Source organism: Desulfobulbaceae bacterium, assembly GCA_013792005.1.
Lineage (GTDB): Bacteria > Desulfobacterota > Desulfobulbia > Desulfobulbales > VMSU01 > VMSU01.
Genome location: VMSU01000045.1, coordinates 1 through 17,079, shown reverse-complemented (window position 1 = coordinate 17,079; position 17,079 = coordinate 1). Strand labels below are relative to the sequence as shown.

General features: G+C 51.6%; 18 protein-coding genes. 13 read left to right on the top strand and 5 right to left on the bottom strand.

Annotated features, from left to right (window positions below):
* Window positions 1-43: 43 nt before the first annotated feature.
* Window positions 44-2,038 (bottom strand): acetate--CoA ligase, encoded by a 1,995-nt coding sequence (acs, locus tag FP815_02615; protein MBA3013827.1) that lies wholly within the window; start codon window positions 2,036-2,038, stop codon window positions 44-46.
* Window positions 2,039-2,551: 513 nt separating this feature from the next.
* On the opposite strand from acs, the gene FP815_02610 reads away from it, so the two are divergent.
* The 7 genes from FP815_02610 to FP815_02580 all read left to right on the top strand — a co-directional run bounded on the left by FP815_02610 (window position 2,552) and on the right by FP815_02580 (window position 8,078).
* Complete coding sequence (locus tag FP815_02610) at window positions 2,552-3,616, top strand: hypothetical protein (GenBank protein ID MBA3013826.1); 1,065 nt, start codon at window positions 2,552-2,554, stop codon at window positions 3,614-3,616.
* On the top strand, window positions 3,504-3,752 hold the full coding sequence (locus FP815_02605) for a hypothetical protein (protein MBA3013825.1): 249 nt from the start codon (window positions 3,504-3,506) through the stop codon (window positions 3,750-3,752). Before FP815_02610 ends, FP815_02605 begins: the two co-directional genes overlap by 113 nt.
* Before the next feature lie 147 nt (window positions 3,753-3,899).
* A complete protein-coding gene (locus tag FP815_02600) occupies window positions 3,900-5,075 on the top strand; it encodes a PilT/PilU family type 4a pilus ATPase (protein ID MBA3013824.1) in 1,176 nt (391 codons plus the stop codon).
* Between the two features lie 39 nt (window positions 5,076-5,114).
* Complete coding sequence (locus FP815_02595) at window positions 5,115-5,816, top strand: hypothetical protein (GenBank protein MBA3013823.1); 702 nt, start codon at window positions 5,115-5,117, stop codon at window positions 5,814-5,816.
* Window positions 5,817-5,894: 78 nt separating this feature from the next.
* The gene (locus tag FP815_02590) at window positions 5,895-6,800 is read left to right on the top strand and encodes an AAA family ATPase (protein ID MBA3013822.1); all 906 of its coding nucleotides are present in this window, start codon (window positions 5,895-5,897) and stop codon (window positions 6,798-6,800) included.
* Window positions 6,731-6,913 (top strand): hypothetical protein, encoded by a 183-nt coding sequence (locus FP815_02585; GenBank protein ID MBA3013821.1) that lies wholly within the window; start codon window positions 6,731-6,733, stop codon window positions 6,911-6,913. The genes FP815_02590 and FP815_02585 overlap by 70 nt, the downstream gene beginning before the upstream one ends.
* A 214-nt stretch (window positions 6,914-7,127) precedes the next feature.
* Window positions 7,128-8,078, top strand: a complete 951-nt coding sequence (locus FP815_02580; protein ID MBA3013820.1) for a hypothetical protein — start codon at window positions 7,128-7,130, stop codon at window positions 8,076-8,078.
* Between the two features lie 42 nt (window positions 8,079-8,120).
* Here FP815_02580 and FP815_02575 read toward each other — a convergent pair whose 3' ends face one another.
* The 4 genes from FP815_02575 to hisD form a co-directional block, all read right to left on the bottom strand.
* Window positions 8,121-8,426, bottom strand: a complete 306-nt coding sequence (locus FP815_02575) for a hypothetical protein (protein MBA3013819.1) — start codon at window positions 8,424-8,426, stop codon at window positions 8,121-8,123.
* A gap of 96 nt (window positions 8,427-8,522) precedes the next feature.
* The gene (locus FP815_02570; GenBank protein MBA3013818.1) at window positions 8,523-8,993 is read right to left on the bottom strand and encodes a hypothetical protein; all 471 of its coding nucleotides are present in this window, start codon (window positions 8,991-8,993) and stop codon (window positions 8,523-8,525) included.
* Window positions 8,990-9,682, bottom strand: a complete 693-nt coding sequence (rsmG, locus tag FP815_02565) for a 16S rRNA (guanine(527)-N(7))-methyltransferase RsmG (protein MBA3013817.1) — start codon at window positions 9,680-9,682, stop codon at window positions 8,990-8,992. The genes FP815_02570 and rsmG overlap by 4 nt, the downstream gene beginning before the upstream one ends.
* Window positions 9,675-10,991, bottom strand: a complete 1,317-nt coding sequence (gene hisD / locus FP815_02560) for a histidinol dehydrogenase (GenBank protein MBA3013816.1) — start codon at window positions 10,989-10,991, stop codon at window positions 9,675-9,677. Before hisD ends, rsmG begins: the two co-directional genes overlap by 8 nt.
* Window positions 10,992-11,609: 618 nt before the next feature.
* Between hisD and FP815_02555 the strand changes: the two genes are divergently transcribed.
* The 6 genes from FP815_02555 to FP815_02530 all read left to right on the top strand — a co-directional run.
* A complete protein-coding gene (locus FP815_02555; GenBank protein ID MBA3013815.1) occupies window positions 11,610-12,638 on the top strand; it encodes an ATP-binding cassette domain-containing protein in 1,029 nt (342 codons plus the stop codon).
* Complete coding sequence (locus tag FP815_02550) at window positions 12,628-13,425, top strand: hypothetical protein (GenBank protein MBA3013814.1); 798 nt, start codon at window positions 12,628-12,630, stop codon at window positions 13,423-13,425. Before FP815_02555 ends, FP815_02550 begins: the two co-directional genes overlap by 11 nt.
* Before the next feature lie 137 nt (window positions 13,426-13,562).
* Complete coding sequence (locus FP815_02545; protein MBA3013813.1) at window positions 13,563-13,673, top strand: selenobiotic family radical SAM modification target peptide; 111 nt, start codon at window positions 13,563-13,565, stop codon at window positions 13,671-13,673.
* 609 nt (window positions 13,674-14,282) lie between these two features.
* A complete protein-coding gene (gene hflK, locus FP815_02540) occupies window positions 14,283-15,419 on the top strand; it encodes an FtsH protease activity modulator HflK (protein ID MBA3013812.1) in 1,137 nt (378 codons plus the stop codon).
* A gap of 11 nt (window positions 15,420-15,430) precedes the next feature.
* Window positions 15,431-16,354, top strand: a complete 924-nt coding sequence (gene hflC / locus FP815_02535) for a protease modulator HflC (GenBank protein ID MBA3013811.1) — start codon at window positions 15,431-15,433, stop codon at window positions 16,352-16,354.
* A 295-nt stretch (window positions 16,355-16,649) separates the two neighbouring features.
* Window positions 16,650-17,079: hypothetical protein (locus FP815_02530; protein MBA3013810.1), on the top strand; the 430-nt coding region annotated here is incomplete at its 3' end.

Genomic DNA, 17,079 nt, shown 5'->3' with positions numbered 1-17,079 from the left:
AAGTTCGCGGTTTACCGCCAACTAATACCTTCAGTGGTTATCTTTATTTTTTAATTAACTCCAAATTACCTTTGACCAGGATATCAACTACGCCTGGCTCGGCCAAGGTCGAAGTGTCACCGAAATCATGGGCTTCATGGTGTCCGGCGGCGATCTTGCGTAAGATTCGGCGCATGATTTTTCCGGAGCGGGTCTTAGGCAGGCCATCGGCGAATTGGATAAATTCTGGGGTGGCGATTGGTCCGATTTCGGCCCGGACCCAATTGGAAAGCGCTTTGCGTAACTCTGGTGTCGGCTCGATGCCGGCTTTTAAGCTGACGTAGGCGTAGATGGTCTGGCCCTTGATCTCATGGGGTGCCCCGACTACAGCGGCTTCAGCGACATCCTTGTGGGCAACCAGGGCCGATTCGATTTCGGCGGTGCCCAGGCGGTGTCCAGAGACGTTGATGACGTCATCTAAGCGGCCCATAATCCAGAAATATCCGTCTTCGTCCTTACGTGCGCCATCTTCTGGATCGTAGATGCCGGGGAAACGATCGAAGTAGGTTTTTTTGTAGCGCTCCGGATCACCGTAAACACCGCGTAACATCGAGGGCCATGGTTTCTTGATTACCAGGCGGCCACCTTCGTTAGGACCTGCTTCCTTGCCATCCTCGGTAAAGATGGCGGCATCGATGCCAGGGAGCGGACGGGTGGCTGAACCGGGTTTGAGGGGGGTGGCGTAGGGCAGGGCGGAGATCAGGATGCCGCCGGTCTCGGTCTGCCACCAGGTATCGACGATCGGCAGTTTGCTGGCGCCAATATATTCATGATACCACATCCAGGCCTCTGGGTTGATCGGTTCGCCGACCGAACCCAGGATTCGCAGTGAAGACATATCGTTCTTTTGGGTGAGTTCAACGCCAAAGCGCATGAGTGCCCGAATTGCGGTGGGTGCGGTGTAGAAGATGTTGACCTTGAATTTTTCGATGATCTGCCAGAAGCGGTTGGGGGCAGGATAGGTCGGGACACCCTCGAACATTACGCTGGTAGCGCCTAAGGCCAGCGGCCCGTAGAGGATGTATGAGTGGCCGGTTACCCAGCCGATGTCGGCGGTACACCAGTAGACATCGTTGTCTTTCATGTCGAATACCCACTGGCAGGTATGGGCAACGTAGGTCAGGTAGCCGCCGGTAGAGTGTACCACACCCTTAGGCTTGCCGGTGCTGCCGCTGGTGTAGAGGATGAACAGCGGGTCTTCGGAATCCATGCTGACCGGTTCGCACCTGTCGGTAATGTCGCTGGCATTCATTGCCTCGTGCCACCAGAGATCATGGCCTTCTTTGACGTTGATGGTGTTGCCGCCGCGTTTGACGATTACGGTGTTGGTGATAGATGGACATTCCTGTAAGGCATCATCGACATTAGTTTTGAGAGAGATTGTTTTGCCGGCCCGGATGACGGCGTCGGCGGTAATCAGAACCTTGGCCTCGCAATCCTGGATGCGGCTCTTAAGGCTGGGCGCGGAAAAGCCGGCGAAGACTACCGAGTGAATGGCGCCGATTCGAGTGCAGGCCAAGAGGGTAATGGCCAGTTCCGGGATCATCGGTAGATATACCGCCACCCGATCACCCTTCTTGACGCCGAGTTTTTTCAATACATTGGCGCAACGGCAGACGGCGGTATGCAGCATCTGATAGGTATAGACCTTGACGTCCTCTTCCGGCTCCCCCTGCCAGATGATGGCAGCCTTGTTGCGACGCCCGTTGGTCAGGTGCCGATCAAGGCAGTTGGTGGAGACGTTAAGCTTGCCGCCGACAAACCATTTGACCTCAGGTTTGTAGAGGTCAGCATCTATGACTTGGTCCCATGGCTTATCCCAGGTCAGCAGTTCGGATGCCCGGTCAGCCCAATATCCATCAGGGTCATCCATTGATCGTTTATAATGGGCTTCATATTCGGCCATGCTTTTGATGCAGGCGTCTTGCTTACCTTCCTCTGGCGGATTGAAGACCCGCTTTTCAGTTGATAGGCTCTCGATATTCTTTTCTGTACTCATAAACCCTCCTGTAATGATTGATGCATTTGTGACCAAGGTAAGTGTACTCAATTATCTTGAGATAGGTAGTTTTTCATACTTAACAATGAGGGGTCGTGAGGTCAAGCGATAAATGTAGGTAGAACTACTATTCCGGAGACTGGCCTTGTGTCACAGAGTATCAGAGGGGAATTTTGGAGGGCCTTCGGATATTTCTTTATTGCAGGGAGTGTGGTAGTTTGAACTTCGTGGAGTTGGCTCAACTGCGTGGGGGCAACGCAAAATTTGTAATCGTTCACCAGAAGCTTTGGACGTGCGGATTTCACCGGACTGTAAACGTTTTCCTGGTACCTCAGATGCACGATTTATATTGACTCGCTTCGTCGGTCAATAAAGCGGTCTGCGAAGTGTGCTGGTTGCACATGAGCAGGCGGCTGACAAAGCAGAGGGGGTGCCCGGTGAACGTTTACCAAAATTTTACACACCCTGCGAAGAGAGCGGAGCAATCGTGAATGTTCGCTACAATTGGTTACTATGAAGAAAGATTTTTGGTTTCTTGGTGTTTGCCTCGGACTTGGAATAGTGTTGTCGATTGCCGGGTGCTCTCGGCCTGTGCCCAAACAAACTGCAGGCACAGCTCCCTTACCTTTAGTATCTTCGGATCAGGTTGTATTACGTGACGATGGTGATCGCGATTCGCTTCGGCAGGCAGTAGGCGCCAGTCTCCGCTACTGGCAAAGACAGGATCCTGATCGACGAATTCAGGCCTGTGGGACGAGCTATCAGGCGCGGGATTTTATCACTTCGTTGAGTCGTTTCTTGGAGATTGTGAACTCGGAGGTTGAGGATGATTGGGAGGGTGTGGTGGCTCGGGAGTTCACCCTCTGTCAAACAGGCAGCGATCAGCAAGCCGCTGATATCCTGGTGACCGGGTATTATCAGCCTCGATTCAAGGCGAGCCGGGAGAGAGTGCCGCCCTTTATCCATCCTGTCTATCAGGTGCCGAAAGACTTGATTTCCGCTCGATCCTTTGCCGTGCAGGGTGAGGAAAAGATTGTGGGCAGAATGAATGGTGAGCGGCTTGAGTCCTACTGGACCAGGGAGGAGATTGAGACCCAAGGAAGGCTTCGGGGTAACGAATTGTGTTACCTTGCCGACCCGGTGGAAGTGTTTATCCTTCAGGTCCAAGGTTCGGGGGTGGTAGAGTATCCTAACGGTTCGGTGCAACAATTGCTCTTTGCGGGAACCAATGGCCGCCCATACCGGAGTATTGGTCGTCTGCTAGCGGATGAAGGACGTATCCCGCTTGCAGAAATTGATATGCCGCGCATCCGCCGTTATCTTGATGAACATCTTGACGAGCGTCAGCGAATTCTTCATTATAATGAACGGTATGTTTTTTTTCGGCTGACCGAATTGAAGCCAGGTCTTGGCCCGGTGGGCAGTATGGGGGCTGTGTTAACGCCGGGGCGTTCCGTGGCGCTGGATGATGCCTGCTATCCAAAGGGGGGGCTGTTTTTTTTTGCAGACCGAGCGGCTGGTAGTGATGGCTGGAGAGGCTGCTCCCTCGTGGCAGCCGATGACCCGTTATGTTCTTAGTCAGGACAGTGGGGCCGCAATCAAGGGGGGTGGGCGTCTTGATTTTTTCTGGGGCAGTGGCGACTACCCTGAGCTGGCGGCAGGTTTGATGAAGCAGCCTGGCCGCTTGTATTTGTTGATGAAAAAGGCTGAATAGAACCCAGGTTGATGGTGATCAGTTACCGGTTTACGGTTAACAAACTTACGAATACCAGTCATTGGCAACAATCACTAACCGTTAACTGACAACCGCAAACCGATAACCTAAGCAGTTATCTATCAATTTAATTTACGGAGGGAGTCAATGAGACAGGCGGAAATAGATTATTGGATTGCCACTATGCTTGCCACCCATGGCAATGTCTCTGACTTGAATATTACTGTTGGCAAACCACTGCAAGTGGAATCTAGCGGGGTCTTGTCCCCGGTCGCAGTTGTGCCCGAGGTGCAAAAGCTGACGCCATTTCAGTCTGAAGCTTTTGCCTTGAATCTTATCGATGGGAACAAACGGTTGCTTGCCGATCTGGCCCGTAGCGGCTCATGTGATCTCTCCTATTCTCTGGCGAATAAGGCCAGGTTCCGGGTTAATGTCTTTTCGCAGAAGGGGAACCTGTCAACGGTACTCCGTCTCCTGCCGACCCAGATCCCCACCATTGCCGGATTGAATCTTCCGCCGGTATTTAATAAGATGCCCAAGGAGCTTAATGGGTTTATTTTGGTCACCGGGGCTACCGGCTCAGGAAAATCAACAACCCTTGCCGCGTTGCTTCGAGAAATTAATGCCCAACGCCGGGTCCATGTGGTCACCCTGGAGGATCCGATTGAATTTGAACACCCTCATATCCAAGCTACTTTTAATCAACGGGAGTTAGGCAATGACTTTGATAGCTTTGCCAGCGGGTTGCGGGCGGCGCTCCGGCAGGCGCCCAAGGTCATCCTGGTCGGGGAAATGCGCGACCGGGAGACTATGGAGATCGGTCTGACTGCTGCTGAAACCGGCCATCTGGTGATGAGCACTCTGCATACTGTCGATGCAGGACAGACGATCAATCGGTGTCTGGGGATGTTTGATAAGGATGAGCAGGCGCAGATCCGTTATCGTTTGATCGATACCATTCGTTGGGTAGTGTCACAGCGCCTTCTTCCCAAAATTGGCGGGGGGCGGGTGGCCGCGCTGGAAGTGATGGGCAGGAATTTGCGGGTCAGCGACGCCATCTTGAATGGTGAATCCGAAGGAAAGACATTTTACGATATTATCGAGGATAATCATGCCTTGGGGATGCAGACGTTTGATCAGCATATTTTGGAGTTGTATCAGCAGGGGTTGATTACTGAAGAAATAGCCATGGGTTATTGCTCAAGAAGGAGCGCCGTCAACCGAGGGTTGGACCAGATCAAGGCGGCAAAGGGGGAAGAGACCACCGCCATCAAAGGTCTGGCCATGGATCAGGAAGAAGACCCCTTTGCGAATTTTCGATAAGGATGTCATCAAGGGATTTAGGTGGAGGAGGAATCTGTCATGATTAGCCATTGTCCCCATTGTCAGGCAAGCTTGCAGTTTAGTCCTGCCCAGCAGGAAAAAATCGATTTGGCTCTCGCCAACTTGAAGACCGGCGCTTTGCGGCTTGGGTGTCCTCATTGTAAGGCAGCGATATCGTTGAAGGCTGATGGCACTCTGTGGGAAGAGTCGGTGGAAACCTCGCCTAAAGAGGATGCCGTTGTGCCTCCTGCGTTTCCCGACATCAGTTGGCTGGCACAGAGCATCTATTCGGAGATGGAGTTTGTCGCCGATGTGCCTAAGGCTTTGGTCCTGATGAATGAAAGTGAGGGGAGAAGAGCTGTGGCCAAGACTCTGACAGATCGGGGATATCAGCTTGAGTTTCCGGAATCGGCCAATGATGCCCTGGTGCAAATGCGGTTTGGTTCTTTTCAGGCGGTGGTGCTGCATGACGAGTTTGACGGGCCATTGGCTGGATCGGTCTTTCATCGGCAGATGGCCGAGATGCCAATGGATCGGCGTCGGGGGATCATCTATGCTCTGATTGGCAAGAAATTTCATACCTTATATCGTCTTGAGGCCTTGTCTTATAGTGCTAATATAGTGGTTAATGAGGGTGAAGCGGTTCATTTTGATATTATTTTCCAGAAAGGACTTCAGGAGAAGCAGGAGTTGTTTGATCCCTATCTTGAAGCTCTCAAAGAGGCGGCAAAGAGTAAGTGATGGTGGATTGTGCCCTAGGATTATTGTATGCCCCGGCAGAAGTCCTGCTTTTGATAGGGGCGCGCCCCGGATCTCCCGGTGTATAAGAGTTTTTTCGGTATTACCAGCAATCCCTTTTCCATCGCCCCAGATCCCCATTTCCTATATATGAGCGATGGGCATCGTGAAGCCTTGGCTCATTTACGGTATGGATTGGGCGAGGGCGGGGGGTTTGTGTTGCTGACCGGTGAGGTTGGCACGGGCAAGACCACGATGTGCCGATGTATTCTGGAGCAGATCCCGGAAGGGACCAACATCGCCCTTGTCATCAATCCAAAGCTTTCCAGTCTGGAATTGTTGGCCACTATCTGTGATGAATTGGGGATTGTCTATCCTGAGTACAGTGGCCTGAAGGTGTTGATTGATCGGTTGAATGCGTATCTGCTGGCTGCTCATAGCCGGGGGCAGCGCACTGTGCTGATTATTGATGAGGCTCAGAATTTAAGCCACGATGTTTTGGAGCAGGTGAGGTTGCTTACCAATTTAGAGACAGATCAGCATCGGTTGCTGCAGATCGTGTTGCTCGGGCAGCCAGAGCTTCAAGAGATGCTGGCACAACCGGAGATGCGCCAGCTGTCACAGCGGATTGCCGCCCGTTATCATTTGGTCCCTTTAACTCAAGCGGAATGCTTCTCCTATGTCCGCCATCGGTTGTCTGTGGCGGGGATGGATCCAGGGGTATTTTCACTTGCTGCGCTCAAGGAGGTTTTTCGAGTCAGCGGCGGGACTCCAAGGATGATTAACCTGATTTGTGACCGGAGTCTTCTTGGAGCGTACACCAAGGGTGCCAGGCAAGTTGATTTGCCTACAGCTCAGGAAGCGGCTCAGCAGATTGTCGGTCCCAAAAATCAGCCTCGGCTTACGGTGATTCCAACATGGAAAATTCTGTTGGTTATGGCGGTGGTTGTGCTTGCGATCATGGCGGGATTGTATTGGTCGGTTTGATGATGCATCGGGAAAGTATCGTGGTGTTGGTGGCAAGATTTTCACTTCGGCTGGATCATCCACCAGATTTTGCAGGCAAGATGCTTCGCAGGACGTACTTGGCTGGTGGCTGAATGGGGTCTGCCGAACAGCTTGCTCTCGTCGATGGCACGGAGTACAATGCAGGCCAAGAACGAGGGTGTGATGCGTCTCTGGTTGAGCGGATTAACTGTTTGTAATTGACCAACAATCTGAAACCGGACGGAATTGTTGGTGGAGAGGTATTTTGATCAGGGTCGCAGATTTGGCTAGGATCAGCTCGCCAGTATTCCGGCAGGCAGGAAAGCGATGTCATATATTCTTGATGCGATAAAAAAAGCGGATCAGAAGAGAAAGCTGGGCGAGGTGCCCGATGTGAATACGATTCATGAAGCGCCAATGGCCGAACCACGACGGTTTGGCTGGCTCTATGGCGTGGCTGTTTTCCTCTTCCTGAATGCGGGAGGACTCGCCTGGTGGCTGTGGAGTGAAATGCCCGGGCCGGAGCCTGCTGTTCAGGTTCCAGTTCCAGGCAATTTAGCGGTGGTGACCGGTCAGCCCATGCCGACACTGTCCACTTTTCAACAGACGGACCTGCAGCCCCCGCCAGCTAATCCTGTGGCTACTGCTCCGCCAGCCCTGCCGCCACCCGAGGCTGAATCATCGTTTCAATCTCGGGCTAGTGTCCCTTCGGCGACTAATCAGACTATATCGATCAAGCAGCAGCCTGTTGATGCCCTGCCCGTGGCGAGAGCGGACAGTGGCGCTTCTCCTGCCACCTCTGCCGGGCTTGTTCCCGTTCAGGAAGAAATCGCTCTCCTGCCTCTGCCGGCTGAGGAAGTGGTTTCGAGCGAAGATGTTGCAGCAAGTGAAGAAGAACCCTTGGTGGAAACGGAAGAACCTTTATTTGCAGAGGGAGAAATTGATGTGTCGGTGGCCAGAGACCAGGTTTTGGTTCCGATTGCCACTAGCCAGGGGGCTACAGAGAGGGTGAAAAGGGCGAAGAGGGTGGAGGAAGACCCAGAGCTTGCGAAGATTCCGTTTTTGAAGCAATTGCCGGTCGAGGTGCAGAAATCTCTCCCAGTGTTGCATATATCCTTTCATTCTTATTCCATCAAGCCTTCGGCACGGTTAGTCAGTATCAGTGGCAAGATTCTTCGTCAAGGTGAGGAGTTTGACCAAGACCTGAAGCTGGATAGAATTACCGTTAAGGGAGTCGTTCTTGACTATAAGGGTAAGCTCTTCCGGTTGGATGTGTAGTGAAGGCCGTGGTCGTAATGTCTTGAGTTCGCGCGGCGTATTCTACGCCGGGTTGCCGGTGAGAGCCTTCGCCTCTTCCTCCAGGTAGTGGGCCACGGTTTCGAGTAAGTCTGGGGTGGCCTGTTGCAGGCCGTTGATGGTCAGCCAGAGGTAGGGGTCCTTGTCGTACCAGCGTTGCCTGGTTGTCTCGAGCGGGAAGTCGATCACTGAATCGTCCAGCAGGCTGGGTGAGTGTTGCGCCATAATTTTCTGGATGCCCCTGATCAGGTGGTTTCGGCGACTGGAGTTCATCTCCTTGAGGCTGTCGATATGGCGGCCCAGCGTTTCGTAGTGGTCGTACCATCGCATCGTAGTATCCCCCTTAGGTTAAATTCGCAGGTGTCCTTCAGGCTCGTTAGTGACAGCCAGAAGGTCTTATCTTCGGTTTGGTGTTTAGCCTCAATTTCAAATTTGACGGCGCATAAAATCAATAAGTTCTTGCTCCACGTCGGAGTCCACCAGTGATGTTTTGTGGTGTTTACGGTTGAAGACATTCTCCATGGAAAGACGTAGATCTTTAGCGATTATTTTGGCGGTGTTGCGCAGTGCCCGGTCGAAGCAGGAACGGATAAAACTTCCCGGGTAGAGGACAAAGGCGTAACAATGATGTTTATCTTTTGGGATCAGCGGCATAATAGATTGATAGATGGTAGCATGCCCGCGATTTATCCCTGATTTGGAGATCACAACCAGGGGGAGTTCGGGGAAATACAGTCCGGGGGCCTCCATGAAGACTCGGCTTTCTTTGGCGCTCAACAGGATCTGGAAGTGAAGGGCCAAGTCTCCTGCCGAGGTGCTGTTGAACTCAGAAAGGTTTCTGATCTCGGTGGCAAGGGTTTTGACTAGTTCCGATTGTAATGGTGGCGGCGTGGTCATGGTGGGAGGACTTTTCCAGGCCCTTGATTTTTGAAAATGACCAGGTTTCTTTCCGCTCCTGATATGGGCAAGGTGAATGTTGCGCATCGTTCAAGGACAAAAGGACTGTCGGGGAAGTGCGTCATCCACTCGTTGAGTTCTTCGTTGGCTCGGGGTCCTTTCATGCAGAAAATCAGCCCGTTGGGGGGAGAGATTCCGGTAACCATATCAAGAAAGAGGGAGATTTCTGTCAGCGCGCGACAAGTGATGGCAGGGAACTGACCATGGGTCTCTGCAAAACCAGAATCGCCAGGGATGAGTCGTTGGTCTGTCACTGAGATGCCGGTCAGTCCCAAGGTGCGGATGATGTGACGCAGGAAGCTTACCCTTTTTTGCCGAGGCTCTGCCAAGGTGATTTCGAGTTCCGGACGGGCGATCTTGAGCACAAGACCGGGGAATCCGGCGCCGGAGCCCACGTCCAACATCGGGCCTGAGTGTATTTCTGGCAAAAGGGTAAGAGAGTCTATGAAATGATTTTCAATGATCTCCTGATCCGAGGCCTTGGCTACCAGGTTTATGCTGCGGTTCCACTTGATGAGTTCGGTGAAATAGTTCCAGAGTCTGGCAAGGGACGGGGGAGGCAGTGGGTCGATGCCCAGGGCGGCAAGGCCGCCGGTGATCAGCTGGAGGGCCTGGTCTTGACTAATCATTGATGTCTAGGACTCGGATGGCGACTGATAGTGCGTGGGCGGAGAGCCCTTCAAGATTGGCCAGGGCTTGGATGTCGTCGGCGTCGGCCAGCAGGGCGGCCCTGGAGTAGGAGATCAGGCTGCTTTTTTTCAGGAAGGTTTCAACCCCCAGCGCTGAAGAAAAACGCGCCGTTCCCATGGTGGGCAGCACATGATTCGGTCCGGCCAGGTAGTCGCCTGTGGCCTCAGGGGAGTAGTTGCCCAGAAAGATGGCTCCGGCATGACGGATTCTGGTCATGGCTTGATAGGGGTCTTCCAGCATCAGTTCCAAGTGCTCTGCTGCGAAGTCGTTGGCTAAGTCAATGGCTGAACTGACCGAATCGGCGATCAGGATTACGCCGCGTTGGCGAATTGACTGCTCAGCGATTTCCTGGCGGCTCAACTGCGGCAGCAGACGGTTAAGTTCTGAAACCACGGAGTTTGCGATCCGTTCTGAGGTGGTAACCAGAATGGCCAGCGCCATGGGGTCGTGCTCCGCTTGGGCGAGCATGTCGGCGGCGATGAAAGCCGGTTGTGCTGAATCATCGGCGATGATCAGGACCTCGCTTGGTCCGGCGATCATGTCGATTCTGACCCTGCCGGAGACTTGTTTCTTGGCCTCGGTGACGAATTGATTGCCAGGTCCGACGATTACATCTACCGGGGCGATGCTCTCGGTGCCATAGGCCAGGGCCGCAATGCCCCAGGCGCTGCCGGCCTTATATACCTCGTGGATGCCGACCTTGCGGGCTGCGACCAGCAGGGCGGGATTGATTGTCCCTTCCTGGTTGGGAGGTGTGAGCATTACCATTCGCTTGACCCTGGCGATGGCGGCGGGAATTCCGTTCATGAGCACTGAGGAGACCAGTGGGGTCTTGCCGCCCTGGCCGCCAGGCACATAGAGTCCGGCAGAATCGACAGGATGGACCAGGCGACCGGTGATGGTGCCGTCTTCACGGGTGACCACCCAGGAATCCTCTTTCTCGTGTTCGTGAAAGGATCGAATGCGGGAGATAGCCTTGTCAAGAGTTGCCCGGAAGGCGGGGGTGACCTCGTTTTCTGCGGCCAGGAACTCGGCTTCGCTGACTTTGAGTTGGCTGGAGGTGAGCGTTGAGCCGTCGAATTGATGGGTGTAATCGACGAGTGCCTGGTCTCCGTGGTTACGGACAGCTGTGATGATATCTTCTACTTTCTGTCGGCAGGAGGTGCCTGCCATCTGAAAACGATCGCGGAGGTTTTGGATGGTGGCCTTGCCCTGTTCGGAAGCGGCGAGAATTGGGGTAATTGGCATGGTTTTTAGTCCTTAAGTACATGTCAGGGCAATGAAAGGAGATCCTGGATTTTTATTACTATAATATAGGCGTAACTGCTTGGTATGAGGGATTACAATGTAGCGCTCAGCGTGCGTGCGGCAGGTCTTGACTATGGTTTTGCACTCTCCTCTTGGCAGTGTATCACATTGTACCGAAAAAAGAGCGCGAAGACCATGAGATTTGCAGGTCTTGTGTGAAATCGTTAAGGTATTTTTTTAGGATGAAATCAGAACTCGGCGTGGCGAGGTGCTGAAAAATGAGAGGTGCTGTGGAAAACCTGTGCCTGTTTGATCAATTTCGTCTGGCGTCAGACGAAATTAACAGGTACATTGGTTTGTGTGGAATCTCGGTAGCTGTTTACCAGAGGCACCGAAACTACAGGTAACCCCGGAACTGTAAACGTTCAGTAACTATCCAGCGTTCTAACCGGGCGGGCCCGACCTTTATTTTCCAAGTAACATGGTACCAATTTGCACTGAAATAGCTGTCAAAATTATAAAATGAAAAATACGCTATTTCAGTCAGTTATCGTTTTCTTACTTAGAAGGTCAATCCGCAAAATGAGCAGATGCGGTGCCCGGTGAACGTTTACCAATATTTTGTGGTTAATCGATGGTGTATTTTACGGAGAAGGTATTCGTGACGCTGTCTCTAGTGTGAATATTCAACAAGGTGTGATCGATTTGAACGCTGAGCAATTCGCCCCTGCCGTCATCGTCGAGGCCCGAGCCCTTGCTAAGTCGTATGGCGCTCGACAGGCAGTCAAAGGCATCGATTTTGTTATCCACCAAGGAGAGTGCTTTGGTTTTTTGGGACCGAACGGGGCAGGGAAAACCACCACTACCCAGATGATATTGGGAGTGGTTGAGAAATCGGCCGGGGATCTGTTGGTTTTTGGACAGCGGATTCCGGATTTTTTGACTGTGATTAAAACTAAAGTTGGAGTGGTTCCACAGCATGACAATCTTGATACCGACTTGACGGTTTTTGAGAATTTATTGACTTATGCCTCTTATTATCATTTGCCTTCCCGGGTAGCCAAGGAGAGAGCAACAGAGTTGCTGCAGTTTTTCGCCCTCGATAATCGTCGACATGATGTGATTCGTCAGTTGTCTGGAGGCCAGCGTCGTCGGCTGCTCCTGGCTCGTGCCTTGATGCACCGGCCTCAGCTGTTGATTCTTGATGAGCCTACGGTCGGACTTGATCCGCAGGCCAGACACATGATCTGGCAGCGCTTGAAGAGCCTTAAAGATCAGGGGGTAACAATAATGCTTACCAGTCACTATATGGATGAAGTTGCTCGTTTGAGTGATCGGATCTTGGTTATGGATCAGGGACGGGTGGTCGCTCAAGGGGAACCTCGGCAAATGGTAAGTGATCTGGTCGGTCTGGATGTATTTGAGGTGGTCTGTTCCGGTGATGAGGATATTCAAATGTTGGAGGCTGTGGCTGCTGATTGTCATGCCCGTACTGAGCGAACTTCGGATGGCATCTACATTTATACCCGCGGGGATTGTTCTGAACTTGAAAAGGCGGTCCGACCCTGTAGTGAGTGGCGTCGTCGCCCTGCCAATCTTGAGGACCTGTTCATTCAGTTGACCGGGCGGACTCTCCATGAATCGTAATGAGTTAGTTGTGGGCCAGGGGATTGGGTTGTCGTTGAAGAACATGATTCGGGTAGTACAGCGCAATGCTAGGGTCTGGTGGAAATATAAAGTGCCAAGCTTGGTCGGCAATCTTGGGCAGCCTTTGCTCTTCTTGGTGGCCTTTGGTTTTGGCATGGGGCAGAAGATTCAAACTATTGACGGCCATTCCTATTTGCAATTCATTGCCCCGGGACTTGCCGCCTCAGCCGTGATGTACAGCGCCGCTTTTGAGGCCACCTATGGTTCTTATACTCGGCTGTCGACGCAGAGCACCTTTGAAGGGATCCTGATGACTCCGATAACTGTTGAGCAGTTGGCTTTGGGAGAGGTGCTGTGGGGGGCGCTCAAGGGACTTTTGTCAGGGGTAGTGATGCTTGCGGTCATGCCGCTTTTCGGCTTATGGCCTTCCCCGTGGATACTTGTTTTGATTCCGTTGCTGCTTGTTGCCGGAGTTATGTTTGCCGCCTTGGGTCTGATCATGACGGCGCTGGCGACTAACTACGACTTTTTTAATTATTTTATTTCGTTGATAATTACCCCCCTCTTTCTGTTCTCCGGGATTTTTTTTGCGGTCGACTCTCTTCCTGCGCCAACCCGTCAGATATTACATTTTGTACCCCTGGCCCCGGTGGTAGATCTCTCGAGGATGATGTGCTATGGGGTTTTTTATCCGGGATGGTGGATCAAAGTCGGCGCTTTGGTCTGTGGAGCGATCTTTTTTGCCTGGCTGGCTGCAGTTCTGTTGCGTCGACGACTGATACGGTAAATTCCCCAGGAGTTTTATTATTGTAGGTTTTGAATGTTCTTGACAGCGGTTTTATAGGTTGATAGCATTGTCCAATGGAAAAATGAAAGGTATGTTCTATGCTTCGTTTTCTAACCTAAATACGCAGGAGGTATCTTATGGAAACTAAAGACATCAAAAAATTGTTGGCGGGGGTTGGTATTGCCAGCTTGCTGTCAGGAGCAGGGTTAGCGGTGACTCCATCACCGGCAGTCGGAGGAAGCGGCTGAGGCGGTTCTACTTCCGGTGCCGGGAGCACTGGGTGTGGTGGATCGATGAGTGGAGCCAAGAAAATGGAAGAGAAGGCTGCCGAGGTCAAGAAGACGGCCGAGGAAGAAGCCGCGATGACTGAAGAAGAGAAGGCCGCGGCAAAGGCGAAGGAAGAACTTGAGAAAGAGTCAGGGCAAATGAAGTAGCCACTAATAATTTACTAGTTTTGCAGTGAAAAAGGCAGATTTATTCTGCCTTTTTTATTTCCATGTCTCGTTCGATGATGATCGGGGCATTTTTTTACGGGCAGCTTACGGTGTCGAGTCCTTCGGAGTATATCTCGGGAGACAGGCTTACTATGTTAGTTGGGGGCTTGTCTCTGTAGCGCACAATGATAGTTGATGGAGAGCCTTCGATGATTGCTCTTGGGGCTGGACTCGGAGGGGTGAGACCGAAAAATCTTGTCAATCGACCGTAAATCGATGATAGTAACGCACTGTGTGGGCGATGTCATCCCAACCGGGAACACCGCCTGTTTTTTTATGGGTGGAGAAAAACACAATTGAGATTCCTCTGTCAAGTCCGGGTAGACGAGATGAATCTCTGTAATAACAAAGGAAAGGAATTCTATGAGTATGCCGAACCAGCCTCAGTCGCCATGGGGTAAGAAGAAGGGGCCATCGACCCCTGAAGAGTTTATCGCCGCGTTCTTGAAAAAGATTAAGGATAGTTTTGAGGGTGGCGGTGACGATGGGGGTCAGAAACAACCCGGGGATGCAGGTCCGTCAATGGGGTTGGGAGGTGGTTTCGGAGCCGGGGCGGTCAAGGTGTTGACAGTAGTTGGGGCTTTGGTCATTCTCAATATCCTGGCTTCATCATTTTATACCATTGAGCCAGGTGAGCGTGGAGTGATTTTGCGATTGGGCAAGATCAGGAATATTTCTGATCCAGGTTTAAACTTCAAGATGCCTCTGGTCGACACCTTGATTAAGGTTGATGTGGAGACAGTAAGGAAGGAGGAGTTTGGTTTTCGCACTAAGTCACCGGGACAGAAGACGATTTATGAAAAGGACGGATTTGATCCCGAGTCGCTGATCTTGACCGGGGATAAGAATGTCATCGATGTGGAGTGGATTGTTCAATATAAGGTCCAGGATCCGATTAACTTCCTGTTCAAGGTTAAGGATACAGGGCAGGCGGTTCGTGATGTCTCCGAAAAATCGATTCGGCGGGTAGTGGGCAATCAGGATTTTGATTACTCCCTGCAAAACCGGGAGATCATCGAAATGTCCATGGCCAGGGATCTGCAGGCAACATTGGATAGCTATGAGAGCGGGATTAAGATCGTCACCGTTAAACTCCAGGATGTCAATCCTCCTGATGCGGTTAAGCCGGCCTTTAACGAGGTGAACGAGGCGGACCAGGATATGAAGCGGTTGGTGAATGAGGCGGAGGAGAATTATAACCGGGTGATCCCCAAGGCCAAGGGCAGCGCCAAGCAGATTCTGGAAGAGGCCTATGGCTATGCAACGGAAAGGGTGAATCTGGCTAAGGGTGAAGCTTCGCGGTTTCTTAATATTTTAGATGAATACAAGGTGGCAAAGGATGTCACCAAACGTCGTATGTATTTGGAAACAATGCAAAAGGTCTTGCCAGGGGTCGAGTCTATTTATGTGGTTGATAGCGAGCAGCGCTCGGTCCTGCCGTTATTGGATCTCGGCAGGTCAACTGTCCCTGCTCTGCCCAAACCAGTTGTGAACCAGTAAAGGAGATATTGATGCAAAAGATAATTCGCACCGTCATGATTGGTTTGGTTGCTGCTGCGGCACTCACGGCATGGAATAGTTTTTATATTGTTCCGGAAGGATTCCAGGCGGTAGTTACCCAGTTTGGAGCGCCGGTGGGGGAGCCGATAGTGACATCCGGCCTCCATCTAAAGACCCCCTTTGTTCAGGAGATCACTTTTTTTGATAAGAAGATTCAGATCTGGGATGGCGATCCTAACCAGATTCCGACCAAGGATAAAACCTTTGTCTATGTTGATGTGACCGCCAGGTGGCGGATATCAAATGCCCTGATTTTTTTGCAGGCGGTTAAGACAGAGACCCGTGCTCATACCTTGTTGGACGATATTGTTGATTCCACCGTGCGGGATATGGTCAATAAAAATAATCTCGTGGAAATGATCCGCAGTTCTGATTGGGTAATGGGGGAGGGCTCCAAAGCGCGAGGCGATGATGAGCCAATTGTTATGGGCAGGGATAAGCTGACTGAGTTGATTCATAAAACTGCCTCGGCAGCGACTGTTAAGTATGGGATTGAACTGGTCGATGTCATGTTCAAGCGGGTAAATTATATCGACACGGTTCAGAACAAGGTGTTTGAACGGATGATCTCTGAGCGGAAACGGATTGCGGCGGAAAAACGATCTCAGGGTGAAGGTCAGAAAGCAGAGATCCTGGGTAAGGTGGAAAGGGAGTTGAAGAGTGTTACCTCCTCTGCCCGTCAAGAGGCAGAGCAGATCAAAGGAAAGGCCGATGCTGAAGCATCCCGGATTTACTCCGATGCCTATAATAAGGATCCTGAGTTTTACGCTTTTTTTAAAACGCTGGAGAGTTATGAGCAGACTGTCGGTATCAATACCAAGTTGGTGATTCCTGCCGGATCGGAATATTTTCGTTTTATGAATGTATTGCAGTAAATGACGGGGCGCATTCTCGCAAGGAGGCGCCCTTTCTGTGTTGATCCAGACTTCTTCCCCTCCCCTGTTGCGTTTCCCTGAAATTGATGCGTTGGTCTGGGCATCAGAGGGGATGCATCCCTTGTCATCCACACGTCTTTCTGCTCGGAGCCTTCTTTGTTGACCAATGAATCGGGGCAATATATAAATCGCGTACTGTCTACTGATGAGCCCTGCAATCGCTTGCCAATTTTGTCTTCCATTCTGTCGAAGCGTCACAGGTGAGTTATAAGGTGCAACCGCCTGGAAAATAAGAATGGTTAAAAAACTGATCAGATATGTCGTGACATTTGGGTTGCTTGGGTTCTTGCTCTCGAAGCTTGATTTCGCTGCGCTCATGCAGGCTACAGCGGAGTTGAATTTTGCAGCCTATATGGTTTCAGCGGTTATTTGGTTTTTTGCGCTGGCAATCAGAGCGAAAAGATGGCAGCTTTTTTTGCCGGAGTTTGAATTTTGTGACCTCTATCGTCTTACCTTGGTGAGTGTTTATTATTCATCCGTATTTGCCGGTCCAATAGCAGGAGATGGGGTGAAAACCTACCGGCTTATTCAACGCAACCGGGAGCAGTCACAAGTGATTGCCGCCTCGGTTGCTTTAGAAAATTTGGCATATTATACTGCGGCGCCCCTTTCTGGGTTGATAGGGTTATTTTTTGTGGATCCGCCCTACACGAGCGAGACAGCGG

Bases quoted from the DNA above. Each gene is read 5' to 3' on its own strand.
- acs (MBA3013827.1), bottom strand. From the start codon at position 2,038: ATGAGTACAGAAAAGAATATCGAGAGCCTATCAACTGAAAAGCGGGTC.
- FP815_02610 (MBA3013826.1), top strand. From the start codon at position 2,552: ATGAAGAAAGATTTTTGGTTTCTTGGTGTTTGCCTCGGACTTGGAATA.
- FP815_02605 (MBA3013825.1), top strand. From the start codon at position 3,504: ATGATGCCTGCTATCCAAAGGGGGGGCTGTTTTTTTTTGCAGACCGAG.
- FP815_02600 (MBA3013824.1), top strand. From the start codon at position 3,900: ATGAGACAGGCGGAAATAGATTATTGGATTGCCACTATGCTTGCCACC.
- FP815_02595 (MBA3013823.1), top strand. From the start codon at position 5,115: ATGATTAGCCATTGTCCCCATTGTCAGGCAAGCTTGCAGTTTAGTCCT.
- FP815_02585 (MBA3013821.1), top strand. From the start codon at position 6,731: ATGGAAAATTCTGTTGGTTATGGCGGTGGTTGTGCTTGCGATCATGGC.
- FP815_02580 (MBA3013820.1), top strand. From the start codon at position 7,128: ATGTCATATATTCTTGATGCGATAAAAAAAGCGGATCAGAAGAGAAAG.
- FP815_02575 (MBA3013819.1), bottom strand. From the start codon at position 8,426: ATGCGATGGTACGACCACTACGAAACGCTGGGCCGCCATATCGACAGC.
- FP815_02570 (MBA3013818.1), bottom strand. From the start codon at position 8,993: ATGACCACGCCGCCACCATTACAATCGGAACTAGTCAAAACCCTTGCC.
- rsmG (MBA3013817.1), bottom strand. From the start codon at position 9,682: ATGATTAGTCAAGACCAGGCCCTCCAGCTGATCACCGGCGGCCTTGCC.
- hisD (MBA3013816.1), bottom strand. From the start codon at position 10,991: ATGCCAATTACCCCAATTCTCGCCGCTTCCGAACAGGGCAAGGCCACC.
- FP815_02550 (MBA3013814.1), top strand. From the start codon at position 12,628: ATGAATCGTAATGAGTTAGTTGTGGGCCAGGGGATTGGGTTGTCGTTG.
- FP815_02545 (MBA3013813.1), top strand. From the start codon at position 13,563: ATGGAAACTAAAGACATCAAAAAATTGTTGGCGGGGGTTGGTATTGCC.
- hflK (MBA3013812.1), top strand. From the start codon at position 14,283: ATGAGTATGCCGAACCAGCCTCAGTCGCCATGGGGTAAGAAGAAGGGG.
- hflC (MBA3013811.1), top strand. From the start codon at position 15,431: ATGCAAAAGATAATTCGCACCGTCATGATTGGTTTGGTTGCTGCTGCG.